This window comes from Pseudomonas paralactis (assembly GCF_001439735.1).
Lineage (GTDB): Bacteria > Pseudomonadota > Gammaproteobacteria > Pseudomonadales > Pseudomonadaceae > Aquipseudomonas > Aquipseudomonas paralactis.
Window position 1 is genome coordinate 19,656 of record NZ_JYLN01000014.1, and the last position, 13,787, is coordinate 33,442.

The 13,787-nt window shown below is 54.5% G+C and carries 28 protein-coding genes; all 28 read left to right on the forward strand.

Going from position 1 to position 13,787, the window contains the following annotated elements:
* Positions 1-33 precede the first annotated feature (33 nt).
* The 28 genes from rpsJ (at position 34) to rplQ (ending at position 13,736) form a co-directional block, all read left to right on the forward strand.
* Complete coding sequence (gene rpsJ, locus TX23_RS24660) at positions 34-345, forward strand: 30S ribosomal protein S10 (RefSeq protein ID WP_003186070.1); 312 nt, start codon at positions 34-36, stop codon at positions 343-345.
* Between the two features lie 81 nt (positions 346-426).
* Positions 427-1,062: a 50S ribosomal protein L3 gene (gene rplC / locus TX23_RS24665; RefSeq protein ID WP_003194649.1), complete on the forward strand. Its 636-nt coding sequence runs from the start codon at positions 427-429 to the stop codon at positions 1,060-1,062.
* A gap of 12 nt (positions 1,063-1,074) precedes the next feature.
* Positions 1,075-1,677, forward strand: coding sequence for a 50S ribosomal protein L4 (gene rplD, locus TX23_RS24670; RefSeq protein WP_003176424.1), 603 nt, complete (start codon positions 1,075-1,077; stop codon positions 1,675-1,677).
* Positions 1,674-1,973 (forward strand): 50S ribosomal protein L23, encoded by a 300-nt coding sequence (gene rplW / locus TX23_RS24675; RefSeq protein WP_002555488.1) that lies wholly within the window; start codon positions 1,674-1,676, stop codon positions 1,971-1,973. Before rplD ends, rplW begins: the two co-directional genes overlap by 4 nt.
* A 14-nt stretch (positions 1,974-1,987) precedes the next feature.
* Positions 1,988-2,812, forward strand: coding sequence for a 50S ribosomal protein L2 (gene rplB, locus TX23_RS24680; protein ID WP_003186055.1), 825 nt, complete (start codon positions 1,988-1,990; stop codon positions 2,810-2,812).
* A gap of 16 nt (positions 2,813-2,828) precedes the next feature.
* Positions 2,829-3,104 carry a 30S ribosomal protein S19 gene (gene rpsS / locus TX23_RS24685; protein ID WP_002555486.1) on the forward strand — a complete coding sequence of 92 codons (276 nt, stop codon included), beginning with the start codon at positions 2,829-2,831 and terminating at the stop codon, positions 3,102-3,104.
* An 11-nt stretch (positions 3,105-3,115) separates the two neighbouring features.
* Positions 3,116-3,448 carry a 50S ribosomal protein L22 gene (rplV, locus tag TX23_RS24690; RefSeq protein WP_003103908.1) on the forward strand — a complete coding sequence of 111 codons (333 nt, stop codon included), beginning with the start codon at positions 3,116-3,118 and terminating at the stop codon, positions 3,446-3,448.
* Positions 3,449-3,461: 13 nt separating this feature from the next.
* On the forward strand, positions 3,462-4,148 hold the full coding sequence (gene rpsC / locus TX23_RS24695) for a 30S ribosomal protein S3 (protein ID WP_003176422.1): 687 nt from the start codon (positions 3,462-3,464) through the stop codon (positions 4,146-4,148).
* A gap of 12 nt (positions 4,149-4,160) precedes the next feature.
* Positions 4,161-4,574: a 50S ribosomal protein L16 gene (rplP, locus tag TX23_RS24700; RefSeq protein WP_003176421.1), complete on the forward strand. Its 414-nt coding sequence runs from the start codon at positions 4,161-4,163 to the stop codon at positions 4,572-4,574.
* Positions 4,574-4,765, forward strand: coding sequence for a 50S ribosomal protein L29 (gene rpmC / locus TX23_RS24705; protein WP_002555481.1), 192 nt, complete (start codon positions 4,574-4,576; stop codon positions 4,763-4,765). The genes rplP and rpmC overlap by 1 nt, the downstream gene beginning before the upstream one ends.
* Positions 4,766-4,767: 2 nt before the next feature.
* Positions 4,768-5,034 (forward strand): 30S ribosomal protein S17, encoded by a 267-nt coding sequence (rpsQ, locus tag TX23_RS24710; protein WP_003194644.1) that lies wholly within the window; start codon positions 4,768-4,770, stop codon positions 5,032-5,034.
* Between the two features lie 23 nt (positions 5,035-5,057).
* Positions 5,058-5,426 (forward strand): 50S ribosomal protein L14, encoded by a 369-nt coding sequence (gene rplN, locus TX23_RS24715; RefSeq protein ID WP_002555479.1) that lies wholly within the window; start codon positions 5,058-5,060, stop codon positions 5,424-5,426.
* An 11-nt stretch (positions 5,427-5,437) separates the two neighbouring features.
* The gene (rplX, locus tag TX23_RS24720) at positions 5,438-5,752 is read left to right on the forward strand and encodes a 50S ribosomal protein L24 (RefSeq protein ID WP_003176416.1); all 315 of its coding nucleotides are present in this window, start codon (positions 5,438-5,440) and stop codon (positions 5,750-5,752) included.
* Between the two features lie 22 nt (positions 5,753-5,774).
* On the forward strand, positions 5,775-6,314 hold the full coding sequence (gene rplE, locus TX23_RS24725) for a 50S ribosomal protein L5 (protein ID WP_003194642.1): 540 nt from the start codon (positions 5,775-5,777) through the stop codon (positions 6,312-6,314).
* 13 nt (positions 6,315-6,327) lie between these two features.
* Positions 6,328-6,633: a 30S ribosomal protein S14 gene (gene rpsN / locus TX23_RS24730; protein WP_003176414.1), complete on the forward strand. Its 306-nt coding sequence runs from the start codon at positions 6,328-6,330 to the stop codon at positions 6,631-6,633.
* 208 nt (positions 6,634-6,841) lie between these two features.
* On the forward strand, positions 6,842-7,234 hold the full coding sequence (gene rpsH, locus TX23_RS24735) for a 30S ribosomal protein S8 (RefSeq protein ID WP_003176413.1): 393 nt from the start codon (positions 6,842-6,844) through the stop codon (positions 7,232-7,234).
* A gap of 12 nt (positions 7,235-7,246) precedes the next feature.
* Positions 7,247-7,780: a 50S ribosomal protein L6 gene (gene rplF / locus TX23_RS24740; protein WP_003194640.1), complete on the forward strand. Its 534-nt coding sequence runs from the start codon at positions 7,247-7,249 to the stop codon at positions 7,778-7,780.
* 10 nt (positions 7,781-7,790) lie between these two features.
* Positions 7,791-8,141, forward strand: coding sequence for a 50S ribosomal protein L18 (gene rplR, locus TX23_RS24745; protein WP_003186037.1), 351 nt, complete (start codon positions 7,791-7,793; stop codon positions 8,139-8,141).
* A gap of 3 nt (positions 8,142-8,144) precedes the next feature.
* Positions 8,145-8,645, forward strand: coding sequence for a 30S ribosomal protein S5 (gene rpsE / locus TX23_RS24750; protein WP_003176409.1), 501 nt, complete (start codon positions 8,145-8,147; stop codon positions 8,643-8,645).
* 2 nt (positions 8,646-8,647) lie between these two features.
* Positions 8,648-8,824, forward strand: a complete 177-nt coding sequence (gene rpmD / locus TX23_RS24755; protein WP_003186033.1) for a 50S ribosomal protein L30 — start codon at positions 8,648-8,650, stop codon at positions 8,822-8,824.
* 3 nt (positions 8,825-8,827) lie between these two features.
* Complete coding sequence (gene rplO, locus TX23_RS24760) at positions 8,828-9,265, forward strand: 50S ribosomal protein L15 (RefSeq protein ID WP_003176407.1); 438 nt, start codon at positions 8,828-8,830, stop codon at positions 9,263-9,265.
* Positions 9,266-10,594 (forward strand): preprotein translocase subunit SecY, encoded by a 1,329-nt coding sequence (gene secY, locus TX23_RS24765; protein WP_003194637.1) that lies wholly within the window; start codon positions 9,266-9,268, stop codon positions 10,592-10,594.
* Between the two features lie 28 nt (positions 10,595-10,622).
* Positions 10,623-10,739 (forward strand): 50S ribosomal protein L36, encoded by a 117-nt coding sequence (rpmJ, locus tag TX23_RS27630; protein WP_002555468.1) that lies wholly within the window; start codon positions 10,623-10,625, stop codon positions 10,737-10,739.
* Between the two features lie 129 nt (positions 10,740-10,868).
* A complete protein-coding gene (gene rpsM, locus TX23_RS24770) occupies positions 10,869-11,225 on the forward strand; it encodes a 30S ribosomal protein S13 (RefSeq protein WP_003194635.1) in 357 nt (118 codons plus the stop codon).
* 30 nt (positions 11,226-11,255) lie between these two features.
* Entirely contained in the window at positions 11,256-11,645 is a 390-nt protein-coding gene (gene rpsK, locus TX23_RS24775; RefSeq protein WP_002555466.1) for a 30S ribosomal protein S11, read from the forward strand.
* Between the two features lie 18 nt (positions 11,646-11,663).
* A complete protein-coding gene (gene rpsD, locus TX23_RS24780) occupies positions 11,664-12,284 on the forward strand; it encodes a 30S ribosomal protein S4 (RefSeq protein WP_003176404.1) in 621 nt (206 codons plus the stop codon).
* Between the two features lie 22 nt (positions 12,285-12,306).
* Positions 12,307-13,308, forward strand: coding sequence for a DNA-directed RNA polymerase subunit alpha (locus tag TX23_RS24785; RefSeq protein ID WP_003176403.1), 1,002 nt, complete (start codon positions 12,307-12,309; stop codon positions 13,306-13,308).
* A gap of 41 nt (positions 13,309-13,349) precedes the next feature.
* Positions 13,350-13,736 carry a 50S ribosomal protein L17 gene (rplQ, locus tag TX23_RS24790; RefSeq protein WP_003176402.1) on the forward strand — a complete coding sequence of 129 codons (387 nt, stop codon included), beginning with the start codon at positions 13,350-13,352 and terminating at the stop codon, positions 13,734-13,736.
* Positions 13,737-13,787: the final 51 nt, after the last annotated feature.

A 13,787-nucleotide genomic window follows, 5' to 3' on the forward strand; every position in this document is an offset into this window, starting at 1 on the left:
CCGGTGGGAATAGCAGCCGGAGTCTGAAATCCAATGCAAAATCAGCAAATCCGTATCAGGTTGAAGGCTTTTGACCATCGCCTGATCGACCAATCCACCCAGGAAATCGTGGAAACCGCGAAACGTACTGGTGCTCAAGTGCGTGGTCCAATTCCACTGCCTACCCGTAAAGAGCGGTTCACCGTTCTGGTCTCCCCGCACGTCAACAAAGACGCGCGTGACCAGTACGAGATCCGTACTCATAAGCGCGTACTGGACATCGTCCAGCCAACGGATAAAACCGTTGATGCACTTATGAAGCTCGATCTGGCGGCCGGTGTGGAAGTACAGATCAGCCTCGGCTAAGACTTGGGTCTTAGTCGTGTAACGCTCTGAAATGGGCGGCCATAGCGGGTGAAAGCCCCGTACACTCATGAGGTTTACAACATGACTATTGGTGTAGTCGGTCGTAAATGCGGTATGACCCGTATTTTCACCGAAGAAGGTGTCTCCATTCCGGTCACGGTCATTGAGATCGAACCGAATCGCGTCACCCAGTTCAAAACTGAAGAAACCGATGGCTATCGTGCAGTGCAAGTCACTGTCGGCGAGCGTCGTGCTTCGCGCGTGACTGCTGCTCAAGCAGGTCACTTCGCTAAAGCAAACGTTGCAGCTGGTCGTACTGTTATGGAGTTCCGTCTTGAAGACGGCGACTACCAGGCTGGCGATCTGATCAACGCTGAAATCTTCGCCGCTGGTCAACTGGTTGATGTAACCGGTCAGTCCAAGGGTAAAGGCTTCCAGGGTACGATCAAGCGTTGGAATTTCCGTGGTCAAGACAACACTCACGGTAACTCCGTTTCCCACCGCGTCCCGGGCTCTATTGGCCAGTGCCAGACTCCTGGTCGTGTATTCAAGGGCAAAAAAATGTCCGGTCATATGGGCGCTGAGCGCGTGACCGTGCAGTCCCTCGAAGTAGTGCGCGTCGACGCTGAACGCAATCTGTTGTTGGTCAAGGGTGCTGTTCCTGGCGCTACTGGCGGCAACCTGGTTGTACGTCCAGCGGCCAAGGCTCGCGGTTAAGGGGAAGCTGACATGCAATTAAATGTAAATGACGCTCAAGCGATCGAAGTTTCCGAACTGACATTTGGCGGCGAATTCAACGAGACGCTCGTTCACCAAGCAGTCGTGGCCTACATGGCCGGCGGCCGTCAAGGTAGCAAGCAGCAAAAGACCCGTTCCGACGTACGTGGTGGCGGTAAGCGCCCTTGGCGTCAGAAAGGCACTGGCCGTGCTCGTGCCGGTACTATCCGTAGCCCAATCTGGCGTGGCGGCGGTACCACTTTCGCAGCTCGTCCACAGGATCACTCTCAGAAGCTCAACAAGAAGATGTACCGCGCAGCTCTGCGCTCCATCCTTGCTGAACTCGTGCGTACTGATCGTCTGGTCGTGGTTCAGGACTTCGCTGTTGAAAGTCCAAAAACCAAAGATCTGCTGGGCAAACTGAACAACATGAGCCTGACCGATGTTTTGATCGTGTCTGAAGCTGTTGATCAGAACCTGTACCTGGCTGCTCGCAACCTGCCACACGTTGATGTCCGTGACGTGCAAGGTTCCGATCCAGTTAGTCTGATCGCATACGACAAGGTGTTGATCACCGTGTCGGCCGTGAAGAAATTCGAGGAGCTGCTGGGATGAACCAGGAACGCGTATTTAAAGTTCTGCTTGGCCCGCACGTTTCCGAAAAGGCTACGGTTCTGGCTGACAAGAAAGGCCAGTTCGTTTTCAAGGTTGCAACTGACGCAACCAAGCTGGAAATCAAGAAGGCCGTCGAAAGCCTGTTCAGCGTGAAAGTAGAGCGTGTTACTACCCTGAATGTTCTGGGTAAGAGCAAGCGCACTGCTCGCGGTCTGGGCAAGCGTAATGACTGGAAGAAGGCAGTTATCTCCCTTCAGCCAGGCCAAGATCTCGATTTCAGCAGCAGTGCTGAGTAAGGAAGGGGTGCATCATGGCAATCGTTAAATGCAAACCGACTTCCCCTGGCCGCCGTTTTGTGGTCAAGGTGGTCAACCAGGAGCTGCATAAAGGCGCTCCTCACGCACCGCTGCTCGAGAAAAAATCGAAGTCTGGTGGTCGTAACAACAATGGTCGCATTACCACTCGTCACATCGGTGGTGGCCATAAGCAGCATTATCGTCTGGTCGATTTCCGTCGCAACGACAAAGATGGCATCGCTGCCACTGTCGAGCGTATTGAATACGATCCAAACCGTACTGCTCACATCGCTCTGCTGCTGTACGCAGATGGCGAGCGTCGCTACATCATCGCCCCTAAAGGCGTAAGTGCTGGCGACCAGCTGATCGCAGGTGCTTTGGCACCGATCAAGCCGGGCAATGCTCTGCAACTGCGTAACATTCCAGTTGGTAGCACCGTACACGGCATCGAATTGAAGCCAGGTAAAGGCGCGCAAATCGCTCGTTCCGCTGGTGCTTCGGCTCAGCTGATCGCTCGTGAAGGTGTCTACGTGACCCTGCGTCTGCGTTCTGGTGAGATGCGTAAAGTACTGGCTGAATGCCGTGCGACCCTGGGCGAAGTCTCGAACTCCGAGCACAGCCTGCGTTCGTTGGGTAAAGCTGGTGCCAAACGCTGGCGTGGCGTTCGCCCAACCGTTCGTGGTGTTGCCATGAACCCGGTTGACCACCCACACGGTGGTGGTGAAGGTCGTACCTCTGGTGGTCGTCATCCGGTATCGCCATGGGGCTTCCCGACTAAGGGCGCGAAGACTCGTGGTAATAAGCGTACCGACAAAATGATCGTCCGTCGTCGCAAGTAAATAGAGGGATACGACAGTGCCACGTTCTCTGAAAAAAGGTCCTTTTATTGATCTTCACCTACTGAAGAAGATCGAAGTGGCGGCGGAAAAGAACGATCGCAAACCAGTTAAAACCTGGTCGCGTCGTTCGATGATCCTGCCACAAATGGTCGGTCTGACCATCGCAGTACACAACGGTCGTCAACACGTCCCAGTTCTCGTTAACGAAGACATGGTCGGCCACAAACTGGGCGAGTTCGCCGGTACCCGCACTTATCGTGGGCACGTGGCAGACAAGAAAGCCAAGCGTTAAGGGGTTAGGAAATGGAAGTAGCCGCTAAGTTGTCGGGCGCTCGAATCTCCGCCCAGAAAGCCCGCTTGGTCGCCGACCAGATCCGCGGGAAGAAGGTGGGCGAAGCGCTCAACCTGTTGGCTTTCAGCAGTAAGAAAGCCGCCGAGATCATGAAGAAAGTGCTGGAGTCGGCCGTAGCCAACGCCGAGCATAACGAAGGCGCAGACGTTGATGACCTGAAGGTCAGCACCGTTTTCGTCAACGAAGGGCGTTCGCTGAAGCGCATCATGCCGCGTGCCAAAGGCCGTGCTGATCGCATCGTCAAGCGGTCTTGCCATATCACTGTCAAGGTTGCTGACAAGTAACGGAGTCGAAGAGATGGGTCAGAAAGTACATCCCATTGGCATTCGCCTGGGAATCGTCAAGGAGCACACCTCCGTCTGGTACGCAGACGGTCGGACTTATGCGGACTATTTGTTCGCTGATCTGAAGGTGCGTGAGTATCTCCAAGACAAACTAAAAAGCGCGTCCGTAAGCCGTATCGATATCCATCGTCCGGCCCAAACTGCACGTATCACCATCCACACCGCTCGTCCAGGTATCGTTATCGGGAAGAAAGGTGAAGATGTTGAGAAACTGCGTCAGGACCTGACCAAGCAAATGGGTGTGCCTGTGCACATCAATATCGAAGAGATCCGCAAGCCGGAGCTCGACGGTATGCTGGTTGCGCAGAGCGTAGCTCAGCAGCTGGAGCGTCGCGTAATGTTCCGTCGCGCTATGAAGCGCGCCGTACAGAACGCCATGCGCATTGGTGCCAAAGGCATCAAAATCCAAGTGAGCGGTCGTCTCGGCGGTGCTGAAATCGCACGTACTGAATGGTATCGCGAAGGTCGTGTGCCACTGCACACCCTGCGTGCCGACATCGACTATGCCAACTACGAAGCTCACACCACTTACGGTGTGATCGGTGTAAAGGTTTGGATCTTCAAAGGCGAAGTAATTGGTGGTCGCCAAGAAGAACTGAAACCACAAGCACCAGCGCCTCGTAAAAAAGCTGCTAAGTAAGGGGTACGCCAAATGTTGCAACCTAAGCGTACGAAGTTCCGCAAGCAGATGACAGGCCACAACCGTGGTCTGGCTCAGCGCGGTAGCAAAGTCAGCTTCGGCGAGTTCGCGCTGAAGTCTGTAGCTCGTGGTCGTCTCACCGCTCGTCAGATCGAGTCAGCGCGTCGTGCTCTGACCCGTCACGTAAAACGTGGCGGCAAGATCTGGATCCGTGTATTCCCGGACAAGCCGATCTCCAAAAAACCTCTCGAGGTTCGGATGGGTAAAGGTAAGGGTAACGTGGAATACTGGGTAGCCCAGATTCAGCCAGGCAAAGTCCTGTATGAAATCGAGGGTGTTTCTGAAGAGCTGGCGCGTGAGGCTTTCGCCCTGGCTGCTGCAAAGCTGCCGCTCGCCACCTCCTTTGTTAAACGGACGGTGATGTGATGAAAGCGAATGAACTTCGTGAAAAATCCGCACAGCAGCTGAACGAGCAACTGCTCGGCCTGCTGCGCGACCAGTTCAATCTGCGTATGCAGAAAGCAACTGGCCAGTTGGGGCAGTCTCATCTGCTCTCGCAAGTTAAGCGTGACATCGCTCGCGTGAAGACTGTGCTCAACCAGCAGGCAGGTAAGTGATCATGGCTGAAGCCGAAAAGACTGTCCGTACGCTGACTGGCCGTGTTGTCAGCGACAAGATGGACAAAACCATCACCGTTTTGATCGAGCGTCGCGTTAAGCACCCGATCTACGGTAAATATGTTAAGCGTTCGACTAAGCTGCACGCGCACGACGAAACCAATCAGTGCCACATCGGCGACAAAGTCACTATTCGTGAAACTCGTCCGATGGCCAAGACCAAGTCTTGGGCACTGGTTGATGTTCTCGAACGCGCTGTGGAAGTCTAAGGACTAGGGGTCGGAGAAATTATATGATTCAGACTCAATCCATGCTCGATGTGGCCGATAACAGCGGCGCTCGCCGTGTTATGTGCATCAAGGTGCTGGGTGGCTCCCATCGTCGTTACGCTGGTATCGGTGACATCATCAAAGTTACCGTCAAGGAAGCAATTCCTCGCGGTAAAGTGAAAAAAGGCCAAGTGATGACTGCTGTTGTAGTCCGCACTCGTCACGGCGTACGTCGTGCTGATGGCTCCATTATCCGCTTTGATGGCAACGCTGCTGTTCTTCTGAACAACAAGCAAGAGCCGATCGGCACCCGTATCTTTGGGCCAGTGACCCGTGAACTTCGTACTGAGAAGTTCATGAAGATCGTCTCGCTCGCCCCAGAAGTGCTGTAAGGAGATCCGACATGCAAAAGATTCGTCGTGACGACGAGATCATCGTGATCGCCGGCAAAGACAAAGGTAAGCGCGGTAAGGTGCTTAAGGTTCTCGCTAATAACCGTCTGGTTATCGGTGGTCTGAACCTGGTCAAGCGTCATACCAAGCCTAACCCGATGTCGGGCGTGCAGGGCGGTATCGTCGAGAAAGAGGCTCCGCTGGATGCTTCTAACGTCGCCATCTTCAACGGCGAAACCAACAAGGCTGACCGCGTTGGTTTCAAAGTAGAAGACGGTAAGAAAATTCGTGTCTTCAAGTCGACCCAAAAAGCGGTTGATGCTTGAACACTGCTAGGTAGATTAGACCATGGCACGACTACAAGAGATTTACCGGAAGGAAATCGCCCCTAAGCTTAAGGAAGAACTTAAGCTCGGGAACGTGATGGAAGTTCCGCGCGTCACCAAAATCACCCTGAACATGGGTCTGGGCGAAGCGATCGGCGACAAAAAAGTCATCGAGCACGCTGTTGCCGACCTGGAAAAGATCACCGGTCAAAAAGTCGTTGTGACTTACGCTCGGAAATCCATCGCTGGCTTTAAAGTCCGTGAAGGTTGGCCGATCGGCGTCAAAGTGACTCTGCGCCGTGAGCGTATGTACGAATTCCTGGATCGTCTGCTGTCGATCTCCCTGCCTCGGGTCCGCGACTTCCGCGGCCTGAATGCCAAGTCCTTCGATGGTCGTGGTAACTACAGCATGGGCGTTAAAGAGCAGATCATCTTCCCGGAAATCGACTACGACAAGATCGATGCTCTCCGCGGTCTGGACATCACCCTGACCACCACTGCCAAGAACGATGATGAAGGCCGCGCTCTGCTGCGTGCGTTCAAATTCCCGTTCCGCAACTGATTGGAGTAGGACCATGGCCAAGATGAGCATGAAAAACCGCGAGCTGAAGCGTCAGCTCACGGTTGCCAAGTACGCCAAGAAGCGTGCAGCACTGAAAGCAATCATCGTTGATCTGAACGCAAGTCCAGAAGCGCGTTGGGAAGCTACAGTTGCTCTGCAGAAGCAGCCACGTGACGCAAGCGCTTCGCGCATGCGTAACCGCTGCCGCCTGACCGGTCGTCCACACGGCGTTTACCGCAAGTTCGGCCTTGGCCGTAACAAACTGCGTGAAGCGGCAATGCGTGGTGACGTACCAGGTCTGGTTAAAGCCAGCTGGTAAGTACTTTCAACGTCCAGGTGGTCGGAATCGCAAGATACTGACCGCCGGTGACCTTGAATCTGGATCAAGCCCCTTTTGGGGCTTGTTTCATTTCTGGAGTATGTCTAAAATACGCGGCTCGCCTGAGCCCGTGTTTTTTGTGCTCGGAGATTCTCGGCGACATATGTAGCCGCAAGGCTAATTTTTTTGTATTAGGAGCGTCTAGCCCATGAGTATGCAGGACCCGTTAGCGGACATGCTAACTCGTATCCGTAATGCCCAGATGGCTGAAAAGTCCGTCGTAAGCATGCCATCTTCCAAGTTGAAGGTAGCTGTTGCCAAAGTCCTGAAAGACGAAGGCTACATTGCGGGTTATCAGATCAGCAGCGAAATCAAACCACTGCTGTCCATCGAGCTGAAGTACTTCGAAGGCCGTTCGGTCATCGAGGAAGTGAAGCGCGTTAGCCGTCCAGGCCTGCGTCAGTACAAGTCCGCTGAAGATCTGCCGAAAGTTCGTGGCGGTCTGGGCGTGTCTATCGTCTCCACCAACAAAGGTGTGATGACGGATCGTGCTGCGCGCGCTGCCGGTGTCGGCGGCGAAGTTCTTTGCACTGTGTTCTAAGGGGGGATAAGCATGTCTCGCGTCGCTAAGAACCCCGTTAAGCTGCCAGCCGGTGTCGAAGTCAAATTCGCAGGCCAACAGCTTTCGGTGAAGGGTGCCAAGGGTACTCTTGAACTGAACATCCATTCGTCCGTTGAGATCGTTGAAGAAGCTGGTGAGCTGCGTTTCGCTGCTCGCAATGGCGATCAACAAACTCGCGCAATGGCCGGTACCACGCGTGCGTTGGTAAACAACATGGTCCAAGGCGTAAGCCAAGGCTTCGAGCGCAAGCTCCAGCTGGTCGGTGTTGGTTACAAAGCGCAAGCAAAAGGCACGGTTTTGAACCTTGCCCTTGGCTTCTCGCACCCAGTGGATTACGAACTGCCAGCGGGCATCACTGCTGAGACTCCTAGCCAGACCGATATCCTGATCAAGGGCATCGACAAGCAGCTGGTAGGTCAAGTGGCCGCTGAGATCCGCGACTTCCGTCCACCAGAGCCGTACAAAGGCAAAGGTGTGCGCTACGCGGACGAAGTCGTCCGTCGTAAAGAAGCCAAGAAGAAGTAGGGCATAGCAAATGACCGACAAAAAAGTTACTCGACTGCGTCGCGCTCGCAAAGCACGCCTGAAAATGCACGAACTCGAAGTCGTGCGTCTCTGCGTGTTCCGCTCGTCGCAGCACATCTACGCCCAGGTCATCTCGGCCGACGGCAACAAAGTCCTGGCAAGCGCCTCGACTTTGGATAAAGAACTGCGTGATGGTGCCACTGGCAACATCGACGCGGCCACAAAGGTTGGCCAGCTGGTCGCTACGCGTGCTAAGGCCGCTGGCGTCTCGCAAGTGGCTTTCGACCGCTCTGGCTTCAAGTACCACGGTCGCGTGAAAGCGCTGGCTGATGCTGCTCGTGAAGCTGGGCTGGAGTTCTAAGTTATGTCAAATAACGACCAAAAGCGCGACGAAGGCTACATTGAGAAGCTGGTTCAAGTTAACCGCGTAGCCAAAACCGTTAAAGGCGGCCGTATCTTCACTTTCACCGCGTTGACCGTGGTGGGTGATGGTAAAGGGCGTGTTGGCTTCGGCCGTGGCAAGTCACGTGAAGTGCCTGCCGCGATCCAGAAGGCAATGGAAGCTGCTCGCCGCAACATGATCCAGGTTGATCTGAACGGCACCACTCTGCAGTACGCAATGAAGTCCGCTCACGGCGCTTCGAAGGTGTACATGCAGCCTGCTTCTGAAGGTACCGGTATCATCGCTGGCGGCGCTATGCGTGCTGTCCTCGAAGTTGCTGGCGTTCAGAACGTTCTGGCCAAGTGCTACGGCTCGACTAACCCGGTAAACGTGGTTCACGCCACTTTCAAGGGTCTGAAGGCTATGCAATCTCCTGAGTCCATCGCTGCCAAGCGTGGTCTGACTGTCAAGGAGATCTTCTGATCATGGCTACCGTTAAAGTAACGCTGATCAAAAGCATGACCGGCCGCATCCCTAACCACAAACTGTGTGTTAAAGGTTTGGGTCTGCGTCGCATCGGTCACACTGTAGAAGTCCTGGATACTCCCGAGAATCGCGGGATGATCAACAAGGCTTACTACATGCTGCGTGTAGAGGGTTAATCGATGAAACTCAATGATCTGAGTCCAGCGCCGGGTTCCCGTCGCGAAAAGCATCGTCCGGGCCGTGGTATCGGTAGCGGTTTGGGTAAGACTGGTGGCCGTGGCCACAAGGGTCAAACCTCCCGTTCCGGTGGCACCATCGCTCCAGGCTTTGAAGGCGGTCAACAGCCGCTGCATCGTCGCCTGCCTAAGTTCGGTTTCGTATCCCTGAAAGCCATGGACCGCGCAGAAGTGCGTCTGTCCGAGCTGGCTAAAGTGGAAGGCGACATCGTTACTGTGCAGACCCTGAAAGATGCCAACGTGATCAACGTCAACGTACAGCGTGTGAAAATCATGCTGTCCGGTGAAGTGACTCGCGCTGTCACTATCGGCAAGGGAATCGGCGCCACCAAAGGTGCGCGTTCGGCTATCGAAGCAGCTGGCGGCAAGTTCGAGGAATAAATGGCTAAGCAAGGTGCTCTCTCAGCGCTCGGCAAAGGCGGTATGTCTGAACTTTGGGCTCGTCTGCGTTTTCTGTTCCTGGCGATTATCGTCTACCGAATAGGCGCACACATCCCGGTTCCAGGTATCAACCCGGACCGACTCGCAGACCTGTTTCGACAGAATGAGGGGACCATTCTTAGCTTGTTCAACATGTTTTCCGGCGGTGCGCTGGAGCGGATGAGCATCTTTGCACTGGGGATCATGCCGTACATTTCGGCATCGATCATCATGCAACTGATGACAGCCGTCAGCCCGCAGCTGGAGCAGTTGAAGAAGGAAGGTGAAGCTGGCCGTCGCAAGATTAGCCAGTACACCCGCTACGGCACTGTCGTCCTCGCCCTGGTTCAAGCTATCGGCATGTCCGTTGGCTTGGCAGGGCAGGGCGTTGCGTTCACTGGTGACTTTGGCTTCCATTTCGTCGCGGTATCCACGTTTGTGGCTGGTGCGATGTTCATGATGTGGCTGGGTGAGCAGATTACTGAGCGTGGTGTTGGCAACGGTATCTCGATGTTGATTTTCGCAGGTATCGTCGCCGGTCTTCCGAGAGCAATCGGGCAGTCTTTCGAGTCTGCGCGTCAGGGTGATATCAATATCTTCGCCCTGGTTGCCATCGGTTTGCTGGCAGTAGCGATTATCGGTTTTGTGGTGTTCATTGAGCGTGGCCAGCGTCGTATTGCTGTTCACTACGCCAAGCGTCAGCAGGGCCGTAAGGTTTTTGCTGCGCAGACCAGCCACTTGCCGCTGAAAGTGAATATGGCCGGTGTTATTCCGGCAATTTTCGCGAGCAGCATCTTGCTGTTTCCGGCTTCGTTGGGTACCTGGTTTGGTCAGTCTGAAAATATGGGCTGGCTGCAGGACCTCTCTCAGTCGATCGCTCCTGGTCAGCCGTTGAATATTCTGCTGTTTAGTGCAGGGATTATTTTCTTCTGCTTCTTCTATACGGCGTTGATGTTCAATCCGAAAGACGTAGCGGAAAACCTGAAGAAGTCCGGTGCCTTTATTCCGGGCATCCGTCCAGGTGAGCAGTCTGCACGCTACATTGATGGCGTTTTGACTCGTTTGACCCTGTTCGGTGCTCTATATATGACGGCCGTGTGTCTGTTGCCCCAGTTCCTGGTGGTTGCGGCAAACGTTCCGTTCTACCTTGGCGGGACCTCGTTGCTGATCGTGGTCGTGGTTGTGATGGACTTCATGTCCCAAGTACAATCGCACCTCGTTTCGCACCAGTACGAATCCCTGATGAAGAAAGCCAACCTGAAGGGCTACGGCAGCGGCATGTTGCGCTGAGTACCCCATAAGGTTCGAGGAGTTGGTGATGAAAGTTCGTGCATCGGTGAAAAAGCTGTGCCGTAACTGCAAGATTATTCGCCGCGAAGGTGTTGTTCGAGTAATTTGCAGCGCGGAACCGCGTCACAAACAGCGCCAAGGCTGAGTGTGATCCGCTTGAAGCCCGGCAGCTAGTGCGCTGCCGGGTTGATTATTTGTTATTACAGCGATATTATCTCGCGCCCTATTTCTTGGCTTCCGGGGCGTAGGTAGCTGTCAATTGGAGTCCCACTGAATGGCCCGTATTGCAGGCGTTAACATTCCAGATAACAAGCACACTGTTATCTCGCTGACCTACATCTATGGTGTTGGTCGCACTACTGCGCAGAAAATTTGCGCAGTTGCTGGGGTAAACCCAGCCGCTAAGATCAAGGATCTGAGCGACGAGCAGATTGAACAGCTGCGTGGCGAAGTGGCGAAGTTCACCACTGAAGGTGACCTGCGTCGCGAAATCAACATGAAAATCAAGCGTTTGATGGACCTCGGTTGCTATCGCGGTCTGCGTCATCGTCGTGGTCTTCCAGTACGCGGTCAGCGTACCAAGACTAACGCGCGTACCCGTAAAGGTCCGCGTAAGCCGATCCGCAAGTAATCGCCCCAGCGAATCGACAGGAAAATTATCATGGCAAAACCTGCTGCTCGTCCTCGTAAAAAAGTTAAAAAGACAGTGGTTGATGGCATCGCCCACATCCATGCATCTTTTAACAACACAATCGTGACCATCACCGACCGTCAAGGTAACGCGCTTTCTTGGGCTACCTCCGGTGGTTCGGGTTTCCGCGGTTCCCGCAAGTCCACCCCGTTTGCTGCTCAAGTAGCTGCTGAACGTGCTGGTCAAGCTGCGCTGGAATACGGCCTGAAAAACCTCGACGTTAACGTCAAAGGTCCAGGTCCAGGTCGTGAGTCTGCTGTCCGTGCTTTGAACGGCTGTGGCTATAAGATCGCCAGCATCACCGACGTGACGCCAATCCCGCACAACGGGTGCCGTCCGCCGAAGAAGCGCCGCGTGTAATCCAGGAGATTGTAAAGAATGGCTCGTTACATTGGTCCAAAATGCAAACTCGCTCGTCGCGAAGGCACCGATCTCTTCCTGAAGAGCGGCGTGCGCGCGATCGAATCGAAGTGCAACATTGAAGCAGCACCTGGTATCCACGGCCAACGCCGCGGTCGCCAGTCCGATTACGGCACCCAACTGCGTGAAAAGCAGAAGGTCCGTCGTATCTACGGCGTTCTCGAGCGTCAGTTCAGCGGCTACTACAAAGAAGCTGCTGGCAAGAAAGGTGCAACCGGTGAAAACCTGCTGCAACTGCTCGAATGCCGTCTGGACAACGTTGTATACCGTATGGGCTTTGGTTCGACTCGTGCCGAATCCCGTCAGCTGGTATCGCACAAGTCGATCAGCGTTAACGGTCAGACCGTAAACGTTCCGTCCTACCAGGTTCGTGCTGGTGACGTGGTCGCAGTTCGCGAGAAAGCTAAAAACCAACTTCGCATTGTCCAAGCTCTCGATCTGTGTGCCCAACGTGGCCGCGTAGAATGGGTAGAAGTAGACACTGAGAAGAAGTCGGGCGTTTTCAAGAACGTTCCTGCTCGCAGTGATCTGTCCGCCGACATCAACGAAAGCCTGATTGTCGAGCTCTACTCCAAGTAAGGGCTAGAAAATAGGTGCATCCATGCAGATTTCGGTAAATGAGTTCCTGACACCCCGCCACATTGATGTGCAGGTTGTCAGTCCAACCCGCGCCAAAATTACTCTCGAGCCTCTCGAGCGTGGTTTTGGCCACACCCTGGGCAACGCGCTGCGCCGCATCCTGTTGTCCTCAATGCCCGGCTGTGCAGTAGTCGAGGCCGAGATTGACGGTGTGCTCCACGAGTACAGCGCCATCGAAGGTGTACAGGAAGACGTAATTGAAATCCTGTTGAACCTTAAAGGTCTGGCTATCAAGCTGCACGGCCGTGACGAAGTTACGCTGACCTTGTCGAAGAAGGGTTCGGGGGTGGTTACCGCTGCCGATATTCAGCTGGATCATGATGTCGAGATCGTTAACCCCGATCACGTAATCGCTAACCTGGCGTCTAACGGCGCCCTGAACATGAAGCTCACCGTAGCTCGTGGTCGTGGTTATGAACCGGCCGACTCGCGTCAGAGCGATGAAGACGAAAGCCGCAGCATTGGTCGCTTGCAGCTTGACTCTTCGTTCAGCCCGGTTCGCCGTATCGCATACGTGGTGGAAAACGCCCGTGTCGAGCAGCGTACTAACCTGGACAAGCTGGTTATTGATCTGGAAACCAACGGTACCCTGGATCCTGAAGAGGCTATCCGCCGCGCTGCAACCATTCTGCAACAGCAGTTGGCTGCGTTCGTCGACCTCAAAGGTGACAGCGAACCAGTGGTAATCGAGCAGGAAGACGAGATCGATCCGATCCTGCTTCGCCCGGTTGACGATCTGGAACTGACTGTACGTTCGGCTAACTGCCTTAAGGCGGAAAACATTTACTACATCGGCGACCTGATTCAGCGTACCGAAGTAGAACTGTTGAAGACTCCGAACCTGGGCAAGAAATCCTTGACTGAAATCAAGGACGTTCTGGCCTCCCGCGGTCTGTCCCTCGGCATGCGCCTCGACAACTGGCCGCCTGCAAGTCTTAAGAAGGACGACAAGGCGACTGCCTGATCGTCGTAATCACCGAACGTGAGTTTGGTAAGGAATGAACCATGCGTCATCGTAAAAGTGGTCGTCACCTGAGCCGTACCAGCTCGCACCGCAAGGCCATGTTCCAAAACATGGCGGTGTCGCTGTTCGAGCACGAGCTGATCAAAACTACACTGCCGAAAGCTAAAGAACTGCGTCGCGTTGCTGAGCCGCTGATCACTTTGGCCAAGACAGACAGCCTGGCTAACCGCCGTCTGGCTTTCGACCGTACTCGTTCGAAAGCTATCGTTGGTAAGCTCTTCAACGACCTGGGCAAGCGTTACGCTACCCGTGAGGGTGGCTACCTGCGCATCCTCAAGTGCGGTTTCCGCGCTGGCGACAACGCGCCTATGGCGTACGTCGAGTTGGTTGATCGTGCTACTGCCGGCGAAGCTGTAAGCGCCGAGTAAGACGACAAGCTGCAACGAAAAACCGGGCCTAGCGCCCGGTTTTTTGTGCGC

Excerpts from the sequence above, each read along its gene's own strand:
- rpsJ (WP_003186070.1), top strand. The coding sequence starts at position 34 with ATGCAAAATCAGCAAATCCGTATCAGGTTGAAGGCTTTTGACCATCGC.
- rplC (WP_003194649.1), top strand. The coding sequence starts at position 427 with ATGACTATTGGTGTAGTCGGTCGTAAATGCGGTATGACCCGTATTTTC.
- rplD (WP_003176424.1), top strand. The coding sequence starts at position 1,075 with ATGCAATTAAATGTAAATGACGCTCAAGCGATCGAAGTTTCCGAACTG.
- rplW (WP_002555488.1), top strand. The coding sequence starts at position 1,674 with ATGAACCAGGAACGCGTATTTAAAGTTCTGCTTGGCCCGCACGTTTCC.
- rplB (WP_003186055.1), top strand. The coding sequence starts at position 1,988 with ATGGCAATCGTTAAATGCAAACCGACTTCCCCTGGCCGCCGTTTTGTG.
- rplV (WP_003103908.1), top strand. The coding sequence starts at position 3,116 with ATGGAAGTAGCCGCTAAGTTGTCGGGCGCTCGAATCTCCGCCCAGAAA.
- rpsC (WP_003176422.1), top strand. The coding sequence starts at position 3,462 with ATGGGTCAGAAAGTACATCCCATTGGCATTCGCCTGGGAATCGTCAAG.
- rplP (WP_003176421.1), top strand. The coding sequence starts at position 4,161 with ATGTTGCAACCTAAGCGTACGAAGTTCCGCAAGCAGATGACAGGCCAC.
- rpmC (WP_002555481.1), top strand. The coding sequence starts at position 4,574 with ATGAAAGCGAATGAACTTCGTGAAAAATCCGCACAGCAGCTGAACGAG.
- rpsQ (WP_003194644.1), top strand. The coding sequence starts at position 4,768 with ATGGCTGAAGCCGAAAAGACTGTCCGTACGCTGACTGGCCGTGTTGTC.
- rplN (WP_002555479.1), top strand. The coding sequence starts at position 5,058 with ATGATTCAGACTCAATCCATGCTCGATGTGGCCGATAACAGCGGCGCT.
- rplX (WP_003176416.1), top strand. The coding sequence starts at position 5,438 with ATGCAAAAGATTCGTCGTGACGACGAGATCATCGTGATCGCCGGCAAA.
- rplE (WP_003194642.1), top strand. The coding sequence starts at position 5,775 with ATGGCACGACTACAAGAGATTTACCGGAAGGAAATCGCCCCTAAGCTT.
- rpsN (WP_003176414.1), top strand. The coding sequence starts at position 6,328 with ATGGCCAAGATGAGCATGAAAAACCGCGAGCTGAAGCGTCAGCTCACG.
- rpsH (WP_003176413.1), top strand. The coding sequence starts at position 6,842 with ATGAGTATGCAGGACCCGTTAGCGGACATGCTAACTCGTATCCGTAAT.
- rplF (WP_003194640.1), top strand. The coding sequence starts at position 7,247 with ATGTCTCGCGTCGCTAAGAACCCCGTTAAGCTGCCAGCCGGTGTCGAA.
- rplR (WP_003186037.1), top strand. The coding sequence starts at position 7,791 with ATGACCGACAAAAAAGTTACTCGACTGCGTCGCGCTCGCAAAGCACGC.
- rpsE (WP_003176409.1), top strand. The coding sequence starts at position 8,145 with ATGTCAAATAACGACCAAAAGCGCGACGAAGGCTACATTGAGAAGCTG.
- rpmD (WP_003186033.1), top strand. The coding sequence starts at position 8,648 with ATGGCTACCGTTAAAGTAACGCTGATCAAAAGCATGACCGGCCGCATC.
- rplO (WP_003176407.1), top strand. The coding sequence starts at position 8,828 with ATGAAACTCAATGATCTGAGTCCAGCGCCGGGTTCCCGTCGCGAAAAG.
- secY (WP_003194637.1), top strand. The coding sequence starts at position 9,266 with ATGGCTAAGCAAGGTGCTCTCTCAGCGCTCGGCAAAGGCGGTATGTCT.
- rpmJ (WP_002555468.1), top strand. The coding sequence starts at position 10,623 with ATGAAAGTTCGTGCATCGGTGAAAAAGCTGTGCCGTAACTGCAAGATT.
- rpsM (WP_003194635.1), top strand. The coding sequence starts at position 10,869 with ATGGCCCGTATTGCAGGCGTTAACATTCCAGATAACAAGCACACTGTT.
- rpsK (WP_002555466.1), top strand. The coding sequence starts at position 11,256 with ATGGCAAAACCTGCTGCTCGTCCTCGTAAAAAAGTTAAAAAGACAGTG.
- rpsD (WP_003176404.1), top strand. The coding sequence starts at position 11,664 with ATGGCTCGTTACATTGGTCCAAAATGCAAACTCGCTCGTCGCGAAGGC.
- TX23_RS24785 (WP_003176403.1), top strand. The coding sequence starts at position 12,307 with ATGCAGATTTCGGTAAATGAGTTCCTGACACCCCGCCACATTGATGTG.
- rplQ (WP_003176402.1), top strand. The coding sequence starts at position 13,350 with ATGCGTCATCGTAAAAGTGGTCGTCACCTGAGCCGTACCAGCTCGCAC.